15 protein-coding genes and 1 riboswitch are annotated in these 17,059 nt (G+C 73.2%); of the genes, 6 read left to right on the top strand and 9 right to left on the bottom strand.

The window, feature by feature from the left end; translation table 11 throughout:
* Nucleotides 1–10: 10 nt before the first annotated feature.
* Entirely contained in the window at nucleotides 11–457 is a 447-nt protein-coding gene (locus tag G401_RS0124855) for a DUF1772 domain-containing protein (RefSeq protein WP_027344617.1), read from the top strand.
* Nucleotides 458–548: 91 nt separating this feature from the next.
* Here G401_RS0124855 and G401_RS0124860 read toward each other — a convergent pair whose 3' ends face one another.
* The 8 genes from G401_RS0124860 to G401_RS48195 form a co-directional block, all read right to left on the bottom strand.
* Complete coding sequence (locus tag G401_RS0124860) at nucleotides 549–1,475, bottom strand: XRE family transcriptional regulator (RefSeq protein WP_051367112.1); 927 nt, start codon at nucleotides 1,473–1,475, stop codon at nucleotides 549–551.
* An 81-nt stretch (nucleotides 1,476–1,556) separates the two neighbouring features.
* A complete protein-coding gene (locus G401_RS0124865) occupies nucleotides 1,557–2,876 on the bottom strand; it encodes an L-serine ammonia-lyase (protein WP_027344619.1) in 1,320 nt (439 codons plus the stop codon).
* Nucleotides 2,873–3,268 carry a glycine cleavage system protein GcvH gene (gene gcvH / locus G401_RS0124870; RefSeq protein ID WP_027344620.1) on the bottom strand — a complete coding sequence of 132 codons (396 nt, stop codon included), beginning with the start codon at nucleotides 3,266–3,268 and terminating at the stop codon, nucleotides 2,873–2,875. The genes G401_RS0124865 and gcvH overlap by 4 nt, the downstream gene beginning before the upstream one ends.
* Entirely contained in the window at nucleotides 3,265–4,383 is a 1,119-nt protein-coding gene (gene gcvT / locus G401_RS0124875) for a glycine cleavage system aminomethyltransferase GcvT (RefSeq protein WP_027344621.1), read from the bottom strand. The genes gcvH and gcvT overlap by 4 nt, the downstream gene beginning before the upstream one ends.
* A 131-nt stretch (nucleotides 4,384–4,514) precedes the next feature.
* Nucleotides 4,515–4,613, bottom strand: a riboswitch (glycine riboswitch).
* Between the two features lie 174 nt (nucleotides 4,614–4,787).
* Nucleotides 4,788–5,132, bottom strand: coding sequence for a cupin domain-containing protein (locus tag G401_RS0124880; protein WP_027344622.1), 345 nt, complete (start codon nucleotides 5,130–5,132; stop codon nucleotides 4,788–4,790).
* A gap of 92 nt (nucleotides 5,133–5,224) precedes the next feature.
* Complete coding sequence (locus tag G401_RS0124885) at nucleotides 5,225–5,656, bottom strand: hypothetical protein (protein ID WP_027344623.1); 432 nt, start codon at nucleotides 5,654–5,656, stop codon at nucleotides 5,225–5,227.
* A gap of 140 nt (nucleotides 5,657–5,796) precedes the next feature.
* The gene (locus G401_RS48190) at nucleotides 5,797–6,690 is read right to left on the bottom strand and encodes an ATP-grasp domain-containing protein (RefSeq protein ID WP_051367113.1); all 894 of its coding nucleotides are present in this window, start codon (nucleotides 6,688–6,690) and stop codon (nucleotides 5,797–5,799) included.
* A gap of 39 nt (nucleotides 6,691–6,729) precedes the next feature.
* Nucleotides 6,730–9,099 carry a putative bifunctional diguanylate cyclase/phosphodiesterase gene (locus G401_RS48195; RefSeq protein ID WP_245601831.1) on the bottom strand — a complete coding sequence of 790 codons (2,370 nt, stop codon included), beginning with the start codon at nucleotides 9,097–9,099 and terminating at the stop codon, nucleotides 6,730–6,732.
* 261 nt (nucleotides 9,100–9,360) lie between these two features.
* Here G401_RS48195 and G401_RS48200 point away from each other — a divergent pair, with 261 nt between their 5' ends.
* The 5 genes from G401_RS48200 (at nucleotide 9,361) to G401_RS58520 (ending at nucleotide 14,280) form a co-directional block, all read left to right on the top strand.
* The gene (locus G401_RS48200) at nucleotides 9,361–11,109 is read left to right on the top strand and encodes an AfsR/SARP family transcriptional regulator (protein ID WP_084557576.1); all 1,749 of its coding nucleotides are present in this window, start codon (nucleotides 9,361–9,363) and stop codon (nucleotides 11,107–11,109) included.
* A gap of 97 nt (nucleotides 11,110–11,206) precedes the next feature.
* Entirely contained in the window at nucleotides 11,207–11,404 is a 198-nt protein-coding gene (locus G401_RS48205) for a hypothetical protein (RefSeq protein ID WP_034592987.1), read from the top strand.
* A 58-nt stretch (nucleotides 11,405–11,462) separates the two neighbouring features.
* On the top strand, nucleotides 11,463–11,993 hold the full coding sequence (locus G401_RS0124910; RefSeq protein ID WP_027344624.1) for a hypothetical protein: 531 nt from the start codon (nucleotides 11,463–11,465) through the stop codon (nucleotides 11,991–11,993).
* Nucleotides 11,990–13,831: an ABC transporter ATP-binding protein gene (locus tag G401_RS0124915; RefSeq protein ID WP_027344625.1), complete on the top strand. Its 1,842-nt coding sequence runs from the start codon at nucleotides 11,990–11,992 to the stop codon at nucleotides 13,829–13,831. The genes G401_RS0124910 and G401_RS0124915 overlap by 4 nt, the downstream gene beginning before the upstream one ends.
* Nucleotides 13,828–14,280: a S26 family signal peptidase gene (locus G401_RS58520; RefSeq protein ID WP_051367115.1), complete on the top strand. Its 453-nt coding sequence runs from the start codon at nucleotides 13,828–13,830 to the stop codon at nucleotides 14,278–14,280. The genes G401_RS0124915 and G401_RS58520 overlap by 4 nt, the downstream gene beginning before the upstream one ends.
* Here G401_RS58520 and G401_RS48215 read toward each other — a convergent pair.
* Nucleotides 14,258–16,990, bottom strand: coding sequence for an AfsR/SARP family transcriptional regulator (locus tag G401_RS48215; RefSeq protein ID WP_051367116.1), 2,733 nt, complete (start codon nucleotides 16,988–16,990; stop codon nucleotides 14,258–14,260). The two genes, G401_RS58520 and G401_RS48215, sit on opposite strands and share 23 nt — an antisense overlap.
* Nucleotides 16,991–17,059 lie beyond the last annotated feature (69 nt).

A 17,059-nucleotide genomic window follows, 5' to 3' on the forward strand; every position in this document is an offset into this window, starting at 1 on the left:
AGGAACAGTCGTGCTCAACGCACTGGAGATCGTCACCGTCGTGCTCGTCGGCCTGATGGTGGGAGTGGAGTTCTCGGTCGCCTTCATCATGGGCCCGATCCTGAATGCGCTGCCCGGGGACAGCGGCCAGCTCGGCCACGCGCACGGCGGCCGGATGCTCGGCGCCCTCATGCCGTTCTGGTACATAGGCTCGCTCGTCCTCAGCGCGGTCTGGGCCGTGGCCGGATGGCGGCACCAGGAGGCCGGGCTCGTCGTCACCGCCGCCGGCCTGCTGATCGTCAGCGTGGTCATGTCGATCCTGCTGCTCGTCCCGATCAACAACCGCAACCGGACCTGGACGCCGGAGAACCGGCCCGCCGACTGGAAGCAGCAGCTGCGCCGGTGGGACCGTTACCACTACATCCGCGTCGCCGTCATCATCGCGGCCTTCGCCCTGCTGGTCACCGCGCTCGCGTGACCCCGCGACCCGCCTGGTCCCGTCGCGGTTCCGTGCTGCTGCGGCGGTACGGAACCGCGGCACCGTCCCCGGGGCGGTCGTGCGGATGTGGTCAGTCCCATTCCCACAGCAGGCCGACGATGCCGGGCGGCACCTCGCTGAGGACCAGGTGGACGGTGTGGGAGCTGCCGATCCACAGTGGTGGGTCGAGGTAGCGCGGCGACTCGACGGCCACCTGGCGGTAGGGCACGCAGCGGGCCGGTGCCGCACCGGCGAACTGGACCTGCAGCACCAGGTCGCGCAGGGGCCGGGTGAGCCGCCGGTGATAGTCGGTGAGCACCGGCCCGGACCGGAAACGCCACGAATACTCCACGACCGTACGCTCACCGGCCGCCAGCCGATGGTCGAGCACCAGCTCGGCCACGGTGGCGCCGTGGGCCTCGTCGCGGCGGAGGCGCCCGGCCCGGCAGTAGCGCAGGCGGCCCAGTTCCGGCAGGTCGGCGGCTTCGGTCCACTGGTACACCATGATCCGGTCGACGTTGTCGACGACCGCTTCGAGGACCAGGCGGGCGCGTACCTCGACGAGGCGGTGGTCCCGGCCGACCTGCGCGTGCTCGTGCACGGCCAGCTGCCGCAGCCGCCCCTCCGGCGGTGCCTCCAGCGCGGCCATCAGGGGCGCGTGCGACGGCCACAACCGGCGCCGGTCGACGGCGCCGAGCTCCACCCGGGACCGTCCGCGCGGGCGCAGCGGTCCGAGCAGCGACACGAGTGACCCGGACGGCAGCCCGAGCACCTGCTCCAGCGCCTGCACCGCGCGCAGGGACTCGGCGCGTTCGGGGCGGCTGCGCCCGTGGCGCCAGTAGCTCAGCGCCGCCCGGCTGACCCGGATGCCCTGCTCGGCGAGGTGGTGCTGGACGCGCTCCAGGGTCAGCCCGCGCGTGTTCAGCGCCCGGTCCAGGACCTGCGCGAACGTGCCCTGCCGCAGCAGCCGGCGCAGCTCACGGTCGGCGGGCGGACCCGGCTGTACTTCCACGGCCACGGCGCACCTCTGATCGGACGACCCGGGTGCCTGCCACTATCCCAACGGGCCGGGCCCCTGTCGAGACCCGGCCGCCGGTACTCAGCACTCGATGACGTTGACGGCCAGGCCGCCCCGCGACGTCTCCTTGTACTTGATCTTCATGTCGGCGCCCGTCTCGCGCATCGTCTTGATGACCTTGTCGAGCGACACGTGGTGCTCGCCGGTGCCGCGCAGGGCCATCCGGGCGGCCGTGATGGCCTTGATGCTGGCGACGGCGTTGCGCTCGATGCACGGGATCTGCACCAGCCCGCCGACCGGGTCGCAGGTCAGGCCCAGGTTGTGCTCCATCGCGATCTCGGCGGCGTTCTCGACCTGCTCGGGGCTGCCGCCGAGGACCTCGGCCAGCCCGGCCGCCGCCATCGCGCACGCCGAGCCCACCTCGCCCTGGCAGCCAACCTCCGCCCCGGAGATCGACGCGTTCTCCTTGAACAGCACGCCGATCGCCGCCGCGGTCAGCAGGAACCGCACCACACCCTCGTCGCTCGCGCCCGGCACGAACCGCCGGTAGTAGTGCAGGACCGCCGGCACGATCCCGGCCGCGCCGTTGGTCGGCGCGGTCACGATCCGCCCGCCGGCCGCGTTCTCCTCGTTCACCGCCAGCGCGAACAGCGTCACCCAGTCCATCACCCGCAGCGGGTCGGTCGCGAAATGCTCCGACTCCAGCTGCCGCTTGATGCCCGCGGCCCGCCGCGCCACCTTCAGACCACCCGGGAGTACGCCGTCGGCGCGCAGACCCGCGTCCACGCAGTCCTGCATGACGCGCCAGATGTGCAGCAGATCGCGCCGGATCTCCTCGGCCGGCCGGCGTACCTGCTCGTTGGCGAGCATCACGTCACTGACCGGCAGGCCGAACGACAGCAGCTGGGCACCGGTCGTGAACGGATAGGGGACCGCCGGACCGACCTCCGCCTGTACGCCGTGGTCGTCGAGCACGAAACCGCCGCCGACCGAGTAGTACTGGCGCTGGCGTACCAGGGCGCCGTCGGCGGCGTATCCGCTGAACATCATTCCGTTGGGGTGCAAGGGAAGTGAACGGCGGCGATGCAGCACGACCTCCACCGCGAACCCGTCGACCCGGCCCGTCCGCCGGTACGCGGCGGCCGTCGCGTCGGCGGTGGTGGTGTCGACGGTCTCCGGCTGCTGCCCGGCCAGTCCCAACAGGACGGCCTTCTCGCTGCCGTGGCCGTGCCCGGTGGCGCCGAGCGACCCGAACAGCTCGGCGCGGATCATCGACACCCGCTCCAGAACCCCGTCGGTACGCAGCCCGTCGACGAACCGGGCGGCCGCCCGCATCGGGCCCACGGTGTGCGAGCTGGACGGCCCGATACCGATCTTGAACAGCTCGAAGACGCTGATCACAGCGCGTACTCGCTCACCGGGGCGCCCCCGATGTACCCCTCGTACGCCGCGGCCGTCATCAGCGCCGGCGGCTGCGCGATCCGGACCGCGTACAGCCAGCCGGCGCCGAAGGGGTCGGAGTTGAGCAGGCCGGGGTCGGCCACCACGGCCTCGTTGACCGCGACGACCGTTCCGGCGGCCGGGGCGTACAGCTCGCTGACGGACTTGGTCGACTCGACCTCGCCGCAGGTGTCCCCGGCGGCGAGCGTCGTACCCTCCTCGGGAAGCTGCACGAAGACGATGTCGCCGAGCGCCTCGGCCGCGAAGTCGGTGATGCCCACCTTGGCGACGCCGCTGAGGCCGTCGACCCACTCGTGCTCGGAACTGTAGTGCAGGTGCGTCGGCACGCTCATCGGATGTCCTTCCGGCGGTAGAAGCGGGGGGCGGTCACGACGAACGGCTCGTCGGTGCCGCGGATGCTGACGGCCACGCCGCGGCCGGTCTCGGCGTACGCCGAAAGGACGTAGCCGAGCGCGATGGGGTGACCGAGGGTCGGCGACGGTGCGCCGCTGGTGATCCGGCCGATGGTGTGGCCGTCGGCCGGGTCGAGGATCGGATGCCCGGCCCGGGCCGCGCGGCGGCCGGCGGAGGTGAGGCCGACGAGTGTCGACTGTGGAGGTTCGGCGGCGAGGGCCGCGAGGGCCCGGCGGCCGACGAAGTCGCCCTTGTTCGCGAGGTCGACGACGCGCCCGAGATTCGCCTCGTAGGGCGAGACGCCGACGTGCAGCTCGTTGCCGTGCAGCGGCATCCCGGCCTCCAGCCGCAGCGTGTCACGGCAGGCCAGCCCGGCCGGCCGCAGCCCGTGCGGCTCGCCTGCCCGGATCAGCGCCGACCACAGCTCCGCCGCGTCCTCGCCGCGGCAGAACAACTCGAAGCCGTCCTCGCCGGTGTACCCGGTGCGGGCGATCACGACCGGCCGGTCCGCCCACCGCACAGCGGCGGCCTGGTAGTACCGCAACGCGCTCGCCTGCGGACACGCGAGGATCCGGTCGGCCGCCGGCCCCTGCACCGCGATCAGCGCGCGATCGTCCGCCAGGTCGGCGTACGCGCCGAAGCCGTCGAACCGGTCCCGCAACTCCGACAGCACGACGGCGGCGTTGGCCGCGTTCGCCACCACCAGGAAGAGCCGGGGTTCCAGCCGGTAGACGACGAGATCGTCGAGTACGCCGCCGTTGCCGTGGCACAGCATCGTGTAGCGCGCGGACCCGACGGCCAGCGAGGCGAAGGAGCCGACGAGCGCATAGTCCAGGGCGCGGCCGGCCTCCGGACCGGTGACGCTGATCTGACCCATGTGGCTGAGATCGAACAGGCCCGCGGACGCGCGTACGGCGTGATGTTCGGCGGTCTCGCTCGTGTAGCGCAGCGGCATGGACCAGCCGGCGAAGTCGGTGAACCGGGCGCCGAGCGCCTGGTGGACGTCATACAGGGGCGTACGCGAAGGGACAGGGCGCGGTGAGGCGCGATGCATGGAGGCTCCCACGTCGGTCGACGGACGTCTGGCCTCCCGCTCTGTCATTGACCTGAGAGCTTCGCCGCCCGTCGCCGGGTGGCTTGCACCGTGGGTGAGGCGCGCGCACGCGCCTGCTTTTCAGAGTTCGCCTCGTCCGGACGGTGGTGGGTGCCTGAGAGTTTCTTGGGAGTATTGCTCCTACGGCGACCCCGCTGCATCGATGCGGGATTCTCTCCCGCCCGGGCTCAACGGCGTTATTCGGTTGTGGTTGTGGACGCTAGCGGTGGGGGTGGGCGATGTCAACGAGTCCGGATCACCGCGCGCTCCACCTGCGGATCCGGGACATTCGCGCAAGATCGCCGGCTACCCCACAGGAGCGGAGGTGAGATCGACGAACCCGGGACAAAGATATGATCTTGATCTTATTCGGCACGGACGACGTCGACGGACACCTCGACGGCCGGCACCGTTCCCCGGTTCTCCAGCCAGTGCAGGGTGTCGCGGTCCTCGGGCCAGCCGGGGCCCGGCCCGTACTCCGTCGCGGTGCCGTCCCGATGGTCGGTGATGGTCCCCTGGAGCACGTAGACCGTTCCGGGCCGACCCTTGTGATCATGTAGTGGGCCGAAGACGCCGCCGGGCTCGATGGTCACCTTGCGCATCCGCAGCCGGTAACCCGCCATGCCCTCGATCTCCGGGCCGAGGTCGACCGTGGCGAGCAGTTCCACGGTGACACCCCGGGCCTGCGGCGCAGCCTGTCCGTCGCTCATCGTGCCGTCCTCTCCTCAGGTGGAGAGTCCAGCGTCCCAGCAGCGGGCCGCCGGCACGGCCGAAAGCCGACCGAAGATCACACGATGGAGCGTCAGCAGGTCGGCGCGACCGGGACGGACGTGGTCTGCGGCAGTCCGGCCGGCGGGGTGGCGGTGAACGCCAGCTTCATCTCGGTGTAGAACTCGCCGCCGCAGACGTGCTGTGGTGTGGCCAGGGTCACGTTCACCGGGATGTCGGCGGCCTTGCCGTGCGCGCAGTCCGGGTCGCACAGGTTGATCGTCGCGACGCCGGTGCCGGTGGCGGTCTTCGACCAGGTCGCCCAGGTCATGTCCGACAGGCGCAGCGAGGAGTCCCGCGAGACGGGAGCGACCTGCGGCTTCACCGCTGCCGACGACGCGGTCTTGCCGTTCGCCGCGAGGAACGCGCCGGTGTTGCCGGCGGCCGAGGCGGGCAGGGCCGACGCGGTCAGCCCGACGACGACCGCCGCGATGGCGGTGGATCCGATGATCAGCTTCCGGCGCATGAGCACTCCTTCGGCGTGGTGCGGGTAGTGGTGCAGGTCAAGACGACTACGGCGAGTATTCCAGCGGTTACGCGACGTCGTCCACACTTTCTTTTTGCAAATTTTGCGGGTGTATGAGTGGTTTGATCTGCCTGTCGGCTTTAGTGCGCTTCGAGGATCAGATCGCCGTACGCGCGTACGGCGTCGGGGAAGAAGCGGAGGAAGCGGACCGGAGCCACCGCTTCGATCTCCAGCAGGAGCAGGCCCGCCTCCGGATCGGGGATGAAGTCGAGGCGTACCGACAGGGGAGTCGTGCCGACCAGCCGGAGGTACGCGTCGTGGACACCCCGCACGACGTCCAGCTGCGCGTCGGTGAGCCGGGCCGGCCGGGGATCGGGATGGAACGCGTGGGTACGCGTACCCGGCTGGAGGATCGCCGCCTTGCTGATCGCATGCGAGATGTCCGGTCCCATCGTGACGACGCCCAGTTCGCGATGGGTGTCGATGGATTCGATGTACGGCTGGACCATCGCGTCCGACCCGGCCGCCCGGAGGGCCGCGATGTGCTGCGCGGCTTCGTCCACGTCCGCGAACTCGGCGGCGCCGAGCGAGCCGCCCGAGGCGACCGGCTTCACGACGATCGTGCGGCGGGCGGCGTTCGACGGCAACGCGGCCGCCAGCTCGTGCCGCAGGCGGTCCGGCGACCATCCACTGTCGACGAACGTGGTCGGCACGGTCGCCACTCCGGCTTCGGCCAGCTCGGCGAGGTAGCGCTTGTCGCAGCCGCGCAGGATCACCGGCGGCGGATTGAGTACGCGTACCCCCGCCGCGACGCGCTCGTCCAGCCAGCTGCGGAAGGCGGGCAGGTCCAGCCACATGCTCCACGGCGACTGGAGGACGACGGTCTCATGGGCCGACCAGTCGACCGCTGGATCGTCCCAGGCCGGCACGTCCACGCGTACCCAGGAGGAGAGCTGGGCCGCGACGAGCGGGGTGTCCGCGTCGGACCAGTGGGACTCGGGGAACCGGAGGGAGGTGACCAGGGCGAGGTTCATGACCGCATCGTAAGTGCGCCATTGCGGGTGGGGCGGGGTTCATCGGTCGGCGGCGGCCAGGTCGCGCTGGCCGGCGAGCAGGCGGGACACGCCGTCCGCGGTCATCGGCTGGGCCAGGTGGTACCCCTGGCCCAGGGTGTAGCCGAGCTCGCGCAGGACCGTCGCCTGCTCGGCGCTCTCGATGCCCTCGGCGACGGTGTCGAGGCCGTGCGCGCGGGCGAGCTGGATCACCGCGCGCGCCACCGCCTGCCGGGTGCTGGCGGCGGCCGGCAGGCCGTCGTCGATCTCGATGCCGTCGACGAAGGACTTGTCCAGCTTGACGATCGAGGCGGGGAAGGCGCGCAGCAGGCTCAGCGACGACTCGCCGGTGCCGAAGTCGTCGAGCGCGAGGCGCACGCCCATGCGGTCGAGTTCGGACAGCGTCCGGGCGACCTGCTGGCCGCGCAGGATGGCCGACTCGGTAACCTCGAGCACCAGCCGGTCGCCGGGCAGCCCGCTGTCGGCGAGCGCGGCGCACACGTCGGCGACGAAGTCGGGGTCGTGCAGCTGCCGGACGGAGACGTTGGGACCCACCTCCTGCGGTGCGTCCAGGCCGAACTCCGCCAGCCACGCGGCCGCCTGCCGGCACGTCTCGCGCAGCACGAACCGGCCCACCGGCACGATGAGGCCCGTACGCTCGGCGGCCGGGATGAACTCGGCCGGGCGCAGGACGCCCCGGGTGGGGTGATGCCAGCGCAGCAGCGCCTCGACGCCCACCACCCGGCGGTCGGACAGCCGCAGGATCGGCTGGTAGACCAGCTCGAACTCGCCCTCGTCCAGGGCCCGGCGCAGCTCGCCGCCGAGCTGCATGTACGCCAGTACGGGTTCGCCCATGCCGTCCGCGTACCGGACGAAGCCCGCCTTGCCGCGCTGCTTGGCCGCGTACATCGCCACGTCGGCGTCGCGCAGGACCGAGTCGACGGTCGCACCGGGCCCGGCGTCGGCGATGCCGATGCTGGCCTGCACCAGCAGCCGGTGCTCGCTGATCGGGCGGTCCAGCGCGTCCAGCAGCCGGGCGGCCATCTCCTCCGGGTCGGCGTGCGTGCCGAAGAGGAGCACCGCGAACTCGTCGCCGCCGACGCGTACGGGCAGGCCGTCCTTGCCGACCTCGGCCCGCAGCAGCTGGGCGATCGACACCAGCAGCCGGTCGCCCGCGCCGTGGCCGAGCAGGTCGTTGACCGTCTTGAAGTCGTCGAGGTCCAGGATGAGCACCGAGGCCCGTCCCCGGGTGGCCAGGACGGTCGCGAGCCGGTCCCGAAACAGCGCCCGGTTGGCCAGCCCGGTCAGGCCGTCGTGGCTGACCTCGTACTGCAGGCGTTCCTCCTGGGACCGCGCGGACCGCAGCAACCGGGAGTTCTCCCGGAAGGCCAGGTACTGCCGGACGGTGACCAGCGCGGTCACCACCACCGCGGCGATCACGACCACCCGGCCCGGCCACCGCAGCGGCGCGCCGAACGCGACCGCGACCAGCGGCAGGTCGACCGCGGCGACGGCCAGGTAGGGCAGCAGCACGTCCCGGCGGGCCGTCCGCCGGCCGTCCTGCGGGGCGGCCAGCCACTGCGCCGCGACGCCGAATGTGACCAGCAGCGGCGCCATCGGCATCACGACCGTCTGGACGGGAATCCCCGCCACGAATCCGAACCGGACGGCGAGCACCGCGACGACCCCGGCGACGACGCCGCCGCCGGCCGCGATGAACCGCAGCGCCGTGGGATCGACCGGGCCGCCCGCGACGTACGACACCTTCGTCGCGGCGCCGACGGCGACCAGGAAGCCGAGCCCCACCAGCGCCATCGCCTGCCGGCTCCACGGCTCGGCGGCGGTGAGCATCGGGGCCAGCCCGGCGTACCACAGCACGGCCGTGCAGCCGAGGAACGCGATCGTGCGGTCCAGCAGCAGCCGCCACCACTCGCCGGCGCCCGCGACGGCCACCGGTACCCGGGCCACGCCCCAGATCGCGACGCAGAATCCGATCGCGACACAGGCCGCGGCCGGCAGGGGCATGGCACGCGTACGCGCCTGGGCGGCGTGGGTCAGCATGTCCACCGCCAGCCAGCCGTAGCCGACGGAGATCACGGCGAGGGCCAGGCGCACGGTACGCCAGAAGCGCCGGGCGACGCGGTCGAGCGCGGTGTCGTGGCGGCACAGGTGATGCACGGCGGCGGTGGCGAGCGCGCCGCCGACCGGGACGAAGACGTAACCGAGGGCCTCGCTGCCGCCCACGCCGGCGAAGTACGCCGCGCACCAGGCGGCACCGAGGGCGACCACCGCGGCGGTGGCCCCCACATATCGACGGACGGCCTTGCGTACCACCGGTTCGGCCGCATCGACCGCCGGGCTCGCCGTCGGCCGGAAGGCCGCTCGCGTCACGGCGCTGACCATATCCCGCAGGTGATCGGCCCGTTCTCCCCCGAACGTTCGAAACTGCCCGATATCAGCCCGCAGCGGCCACCCGGTTCGGTGGTCGACCAAGCAGACATGCCGTCCCGGATCGGGCGACGCGTACGCGTGACCCGGCCCCCTCGCCGCCCAGCGTGCTGTCGGACATGCTCTCCGGCAAGGATTCGGCATGTAGGTAATGGATCATTTAAGTATCTCAAATGTATGTGATCACCACTTAGTATTCGCGCCATGGGGCCCGCAACGTCGCTGTCCATCCGGGTTCTGGGGCCGATCGAAGTGAGTACCGGCCACGGAATGCTCCGCCTGACCGCCCGGGAGCGCGGCGTCCTGACCGTGCTGACCGCCGCGGCCGGCCGGCTGGTGCCGACCGAGCGGATCATCGACGCGGCCTGGACGCAGGCGCCCCCGCCGTCGGTGCGCAACCGCGTCCACAGTGTGATCTCGGGGCTGCGGCGGCGGTTGGGGCGGGAGGTCATCGTCACCCGGCCGACCGGATACGTCCTGAACCTGTCCACCCCCGGCCAGCTCGACGCGGCCGAGTTCGCGTGGCTCATCGAGCGCGGGCGGACGCTGCGGGCGATGGGCGACCGGCGGGGCGCGGCCGACTGCTTCGCGACCGGCCTGCGGCTCTGGCGGGGACCGGCCTATGAGGACGTCGACAGCACGGCCGTCACCTGCGAGGCCGCCCGGCTGCGGGAACTGCGCCACGCCGCCCTGGAGGAGTACGCCACCGTCCAGCTGGACCGCGGAGCGCTGACGGAGCTGATCGACGAGCTGACCCCGGCCCTGGCCGCGGACCCGTTGCAGGAGCGGCTGCGCGGCCACCTCATGGTCGCGCTGCACCGGTCCGGCCGGCAGGCCGAGGCGCTGGCCGTCTACGACGCGGGGGCCCGGCTGCTCGCCGAGGAGCTGGGCCTCGACCCGTGCGGGCAGCTGAAAGCCGTCCGGGGCGCGATCCTCGCCGACGAGCCGGTACGCGTAGCGCCCGCCGCCGTGGCCGACCGGGCCGTCCCCCGGCAGCTTCCGGCGGCGCCCGATCTCGCCGGCCGGCGTACGGAGCTGGCCCGGCTGGGTCGGCTGCTGCTGCCCGTGGCGGTGCCGCACGCGTACCGGGTGGTGGTCGTGTGCGGCCTGCCCGGCATCGGCAAGAGCGCGCTGGCCCTGCTGGCCGCGCACGAGATGCAGCACCGCTACCCGGACGGCTGCCTGTACGCCGACCTGCGGTCCACCGACGGCCGCCCGGCCTGGCCCGCGCCGGTGCTGGCCGGATTCCTGCACGCGTTCGGCCGGCCGCCCGGCCCGGTCGGGGACGACGTCCAGGAGCTGGCGGCGCTGTTCCGGTCGGCCACCCACGGCCGGCGGATGCTGGTGGTCCTCGACGGCGCCGAGAGCGAGGAGCACGTACGCCCGCTGCTGCCGGCCGGCGGGAACACCACGTTGATCACCTCGCGGCACCGCCTGGGCGGGCTGGACGGCTCGACGGGTCTGGCCCTCGACGTCCTGCCGCCCCCGGACTGCCTGGACCTCCTCGGCGACGTGGCCGGCCACCAGCGCGTACGCGACCACCGGTCCGACGCGCTGGAACTCGTCCGGCTCTGCGGCGGCGTACCGCTCGCGGTCCGGATCGCGGCGCTGCGGCTGGCCAGGCATCCGGCGATGGCGGTGTCCACCCTGGTCCGGCGGCTGCGCGAGCCCCGGGGCCGGCTGGCCGAGCTGGTCGCCGGCGACCTCGATCTGGCCGAGCGGCTGCGGTCGGGCTGGCCGGCGCTCGCACCGACCACGGTGGACCTGCTGGGCCTGCTCGGCCGGGCCGGCCCGCGCCGGTTCACCGCCGGCAGCGCGGCCCGGCTCGCCGGCTGCCCGGCCCCCGAGGTACGCCGCCGGCTGGACGACCTCGTCGACGCGCACCTGCTGACGTGCTCCGACGGCACCTACTACGAGCTGCCCGAACTGGTCGCCCTGTCGGTCCGGTCCTGACCGGGCAGCGGTTCCACAGAATTAACACAGAGCGCCGCCGCACGATCCTCGTGGATCTCATCACGGATCCGAGTACGGGAAACGAGGAGGTGAGGACATGTCCACCATGCTGCGCCAGGCGGGTGACCGGCTGCTCGGCCTGTTCCTGCCCAAGGCCGCCGCGGGCGCCTGCGTTCCGACGCAGGGCAACCGCTGCAGCTGCTTCTGCGTCGTGCAGGGCGGCGAGGGCAAGATCTGCTACTGGAAGACGCAGAACTGCTACGGCAACTGCGTCGCGACGACCATCCGCTGCTAATCACGACGGTGGCGCCGCCGTCGCGCGGCGCCACCGCCACCCGCTGCGAGGAGCTTCCATGATTCCCACCCTGGCCGCGGCGGTGGTCGTGCTCGCCGCCGTCGTCGCGCTCAACCTGCTGCTGACCTTCGCGATCCTGCGCCGGCTGCGCACCATGAAGGAGAGCGGCGGCGCCGAGGCCGACACGCACCGCCCGCCCGTCGGCACCCCGGTCGGCCGGTTCGACGCGGTGAGCGACGACGGTTTCCGGCTCACCGACGAGGACCTGCGGCACGGCCTGACCCGGTTCGCCTTCGTCATGCCCGGCTGCGGCCCCTGCGAGGGATTGCTGAGCGCGCTGCGGCCCGGCATCCTGTCCGACCGGACGCTGCTGGTGGTCGTCGCCGAGGAGGCCGGCCACCCGGACGCCGTGGCGATGCGCGAGTCCATCCCGGACGACCTGCGGGTCTTCTTCGCCCCGCTGGGCAGTCCGATGTGCGAGGCCTTCCAGATGGCGGTGTTCCCGTCGGTGGTCGAGGTGGCCGGCGGCCGCATGATCGCCATCGCCGACACCATCGCCGCGGCACCGAACCAGCCGGTCGCGGCGTGACCGGCCGGCTCGCACCGCTGCGGGCCGCCCGGGCCGCGCTGTCCCTCGGCCGCCGCGCGGCCGGGGGACTGGCGGTCGCCGCCTTCGCGCTCACCATGGTCTCGGGGACCGCGCCCGCGCTGGCGGGCTGGCTGGTCAAGAAGGTGATCGACGACCTCACCCGCCCGGGCGGCGCCCCGGACCCCGGCCGCGCGGTCTGGCTCGGCGTGGCCTCGGCCGCCGTCGCCGGGGGCGGCCTCGTCGTCGGCTACGCGGGCGGGCTGCTCGCGACCCGCATGCAGAACGCCGTCACCCTGCACGTCCAGGAGCGGCTGTACGCGCGGATCAACGGGTTCGCCGGGCTGCACCGCTTCGAGGACCCGGCCTTCGCCGACCGGCTGCGGCTGGCCGAGGACGCGGCCACGGACGCGCCCGCGATGCTGGCGGAGTTCACGCTGGCCGTGGTGCGGTCGGTCGTCGGCATCGCCTCGTTCGTCGCGGTGCTGCACGCGGTGTGGCCGCCGATGAACGCCCTGCTGGCGATCGTCGCCGTCACCGCCGTGGCGGTCCAGCTCACCGTGGCCCGGCGCGAGTCGGAGATGATCCAGGCGAACACGGCCACCCAGCGCCGCCAGCTCATGTACCGCCGGCTGCTGACCGACCACGCCGTGGCCAAGGAGGTCCGCGTCTTCGGGCTCGGCGACTTCTTCCGCGTACGCATGCTCGGGGCGCTGCGGCGGGCGAACCAGGCCGAGGCCGGCGTCCGCACGCGGGCGGCCGTCCTGCAGAGCGGTATGGCCGCCGCGGGGGCCGTGGTGGCGGCGATCGGCATCGGTGTCGTGATCGCCCGCGCGATCCGGGGCGATGTGACCGCCGGTGACGTCACGCTGTTCCTGACGGCGGTGGCCGCGGTGCAGTCGGCCACGCTCACGATCGTCGGCCAGGTCCAGGCGGCGGCCCGCAGTACGCGGCTGTTCGCCAGCTACCTCGACGTGATGGAGGCGCCCGAGGCCATGCCCGACGGCGTCGGCGTACCCGGGCCGTTGCGTACCGGGATCGTGCTGGAGGACGTGTGGTTCCGGTACGACCACAGTGGACCGTGGATCCTGAAGGGCGTCGACCTGACCATTCCCGCCGGGCGCTCGCTCGGACTCGTGGGCCGCAACGGCGCGGGCAAGAGCACGATCGTCAAGCTGCTGTGCCGCTTCTACGACCCGCAGCGCGGCCGCATCCTGTGGGACGGGGTCGACCTGCGCGCGTACTCCGTCGCCGACCTGCGCCGCCGGATCGCCACCGCCTTCCAGGACTTCCAGGTGTACGACCTCACCATCGCCGAGAACATCGGCGTCGGCGCGCTCGACCGGCTCGGCGACCGGACGGCGTACGCGCGCGCGGCGGCCCTCGCCGGTCTGGACGGTGACGTGGCGGCGCTGCCGCGGCGGTACGAGACGCTGCTGAGCCGGGCGTTCTTCCACGACGACGCCGAGGAGGCCGGGGTGAGCCTGTCCGGCGGGCAGAACCAGCGGCTGGCCCTCGCCCGGACGCTGATGCGCGAGGACGCCGACCTGATCATCCTGGACGAACCCAGCTCCGGGCTGGACCCGCAGGCCGAACACCACGTGTACGCGACGCTGGGGGAGTACCGGTCCGGCCGGACGAGCGTCCTCATCTCGCACCGGCTCGGCGCCATGCGCGGGGCCGACCTGATCGTCGTGCTGGCGGACGGGGTGGTCGTGGAGCGCGGAACGCACGAGGAGCTGGTCGCCGGGGCGGGGGTCTACGCGGGCCTGTACGCGTTGCAGGCGGCGAGCTACCGCGAGGACTCCCCGGCCCACGCCGTACCGGGCGGCCCGCGATGACCGCCGTGACCGTCGCCGCCCTGGCCCTGGCCGCCGTCGCGGGCCTGGGAATCCTCGCAATACGCCGCCGGCGCCTGGTCGTCACGGTCGAGGGCGACAGCATGCGACCGACCTATCAGGACGGTGACCGGCTGCTCGTGCGGACGGGCCCGGCCTGCCGCCCGGGTGACGTGGTGGTCTTCGCCAACCCGCACGGCCCCGAACCCGGCCCGGCGATGCTCGTCAAACGCGTGGCGGCGACGGCCGGCGACGCGGTGCCCGAGGCGACGCGTACGCGGATCGGCGCCGGACCGGTCCCGCCGGGCCGCATCGTCGTCCTCGGCGACGCCGTGCTGAGCCTCGATTCCCGCAACTTCGGCTACGTCAGGGCGGACACGGTGGTCGGCGTGGTGCTCCGCGAACTCGGGGCCCGGCGGGAACCCGGCGTCACCGCCGGCCCTGGAGCGTAGCCCGGAACTCGGCGGCCGCCGGGTGCCCGAGCTGATCCAGGAAGTCGGCCGCCTGGCGGCGGTGGCGTTCGGCCGCCCCGATCCGGCCGGCGGCCTCCTCGCTGTCGCCCAGGCCGGTCAGGGAATCGGCCTGCTGGTAGAGGTCGTCGAGCTCGGCGTACATGTCGATGGCCCGGGTGAAGGCTTCCCGGGCCGCGTCGAAGTCGCCGAGGCCGCGATGGACGTGGCCCAGGCTGTCCCAGATCGCCGCCACGCCGTGCGGGTCGTCGACCGCCGCGCTCAGTTCCAGGGCTTCGGTGCAGTACTCCAGCGCCGCCTCGTAGTCGCCGGTCCGGGTGTGGCAGAAGCCGACGGTGTTCAGCGCCCGGCAGATGGTGCGCTTGTTGCCGGACCGGTGGTAGAGCGGCAGCGCGTCGAGCGCGTGGTTCAGCGCGTCGTGGTGGCGCCCCTGCTGGTCGGCGGCCTTCGCCAGTCCCATGTGGATGCTCGCCGGCAGGGCCGGATCGCCGTCGTCGGTGAAGCACCGCAAGGCCAGCAGGAAGTGGTCGATGGCCCGCTGTGCGTCCCTCGACCGCACGTAGTTGTTGGCGATCGACCGCAGCGCGAGGCCGCGCCGGGTCAGGTCACCGGTACGCTCGGCGGCGGCCGCCTCGGCCCGCAGCGTCGCGATCGCTTCGTTGACGCTGCCCGACCGGTAGAAGTATTCGCTGGTGACGCCGGCGAGACCGATCACCAGCGCGTCGAGGCCGTGTCCGGCCGCGAGTTCGACGGCGGCGACGAGGGCGGCGGTCTCGCGCCCGAACCAGTCCAGCGCGGCGGCGCGGTCGGGCAGCGCGGGTACGGCTACCCCCGGTTCGGTGTCGATCAGCTGGTCGCGCGGCCGTTCGGGGAACACCAGCAGCGCACCGGCGCGGGCGGTACGCAGGTAGTGGCTGAGCAGCCGCCGCACCGCCGCGACGGGTGCCGGGCCGGCCGACGCCAGCTCGACGGCGTACGCCTTCAGCAGGTCGTGCAGGACGAACAGCCCGGGCGACACCTCGGTGAGGAGGCTGGCCTCCTCGAGTTCGCGCAGGGCGCGGACGGCCGGACCGCGGCCCTCCCCGAGGAGGCTGTCGGCGGCCTCGATCGTGACGTGCGCGCCGCCGGGCAGGCCCAGCAGCCGGAAGGTCGTCGCGGCGGCGGGACTCAACCGGTCGTAGGACCACGACAGCACGGTACGCAGATCGGAGTCCAGGTCGTCGCCGGTGTACGCGGCCAGCAGGCGGTCCGGCCGGCCGACCTCGTCGGCGAAGGCGAGCAGCGGGAACGCGGGTTTGGCCGTCACGCGGGCCGCCACCACCGACAGCGCCAGCGGCAGGCCGGCGCAGGCACTGACCAGTCGGCCGAGCGCCTCGGGTTCGGCGTCCGCCCGGCGCCTGCCCATCCGGGCGGCGAGCAGCCGGGCCGCGTCGGGGTCGTCCAGCACGGCCACCGGCAGCGACGCCGCGCTGTCCGTCACCGCAAGGCCGGTGAGGTGGCTGCGGCTGGTGACCAGGACGGCGCACCCGGCGGCGTGCGGCAGCAGCGGGCGTACCTGCTCGGCGGTCCGGGCGTTGTCGAGCACCACCAGGACCCGGCGGCCGCTGAGCGTACTGCGGTAACGGCCGGTGAGCGCGGACAGGTCCGACGGTGGGTCGTCGACCCCGAACGCGAGCAACGCCTCCCGCAACGCCGTACGCGGATCCGTCGGCTCCGTCGCGCCGGTGTATCCGTTCAACGCGATGAACAGCTGCCCGTCCGGGAACCGCCCGGCGATGTCGTGGGCGTACCGCACGGCCAGGGCGGTCTTGCCGACGCCGCCCGGCCCGTGGAGCACGACCGGTCCGGCGCCCCGGACCAGCTCGTCGAGCGCCGCCAGCTCGGCCTCCCGCCCCACGAACGGGTGGACGGGCCGGGGGAGCTGCGCGGGCGGCGGCGTACCGGATCCGGACGGCGCCGGTTCCTGGCGGAGGATCGCGGTGTGCACCGCGGCCAGGTCCGGCCCGGGATCCACACCGAGCTCCTCGGACAGGCGCGTACGCGCCGTGTGGAACACCGTCAGCGCCTCCTCGCGGCGACCTGAGGCGGCGTACGCGCGCATGAGCAGCCCGATGAGGCGTTCGTCGGCCGGCGTCTCGGCGAGCGCGGCGAGGATCTCGGCCACGAGATCGGCATCGCGGCCGAGGGCCAGGTCGGCGGCGATCCGTTCGACGAGAGCCCGCCGCCGCCGCTCGTCGAGTCCGGTACGCAGAGCCGTCTGGGTCGGATGCAGGCTGAGATCGCCGAACGCCGACCCCCGCCACAGCTCCAGCGCGGTACGCAGCAGCGCGGCCCGCCCGGCCGGGGTCGGGTCGGCCAGTGCCCGCCGGACGAGCTCGTCGAACCGGTGTACGTCCACATCGGACGGGCGTACGTTCAGCTGGTAGCCGTTGTCGCGGCGCTCGATGACGCCGTCGTGGGCGCCGGCCCGTCTGAGCGCGGAGCGCAGCCGGGAGAGGTAGGTCTGCACGACCTGGCGGGCGCCGTCGGGCGCACCGGCGGGCCACAGCAGCGATTCCAGCCGGGCCGCCGGGACCAGCCGGCCGGCCTCCAGGGCCAGGACGGCCAGCAGCAGCCGCTCCTGGCGGCGGGCGATCACGACGGGACGGCCGTCGACCTCGGCTTCGATCGGACCGAGCAGCCGCAGTTCCACCGGCCGGACGGTACCAGCCGTGGCCGCCCCGTCGATGTCCGGCGACCACGATGCGGACCGCCGGCCACC

The organism is Hamadaea tsunoensis DSM 44101, assembly GCF_000428945.1.
Lineage (GTDB): Bacteria > Actinomycetota > Actinomycetes > Mycobacteriales > Micromonosporaceae > Hamadaea > Hamadaea tsunoensis.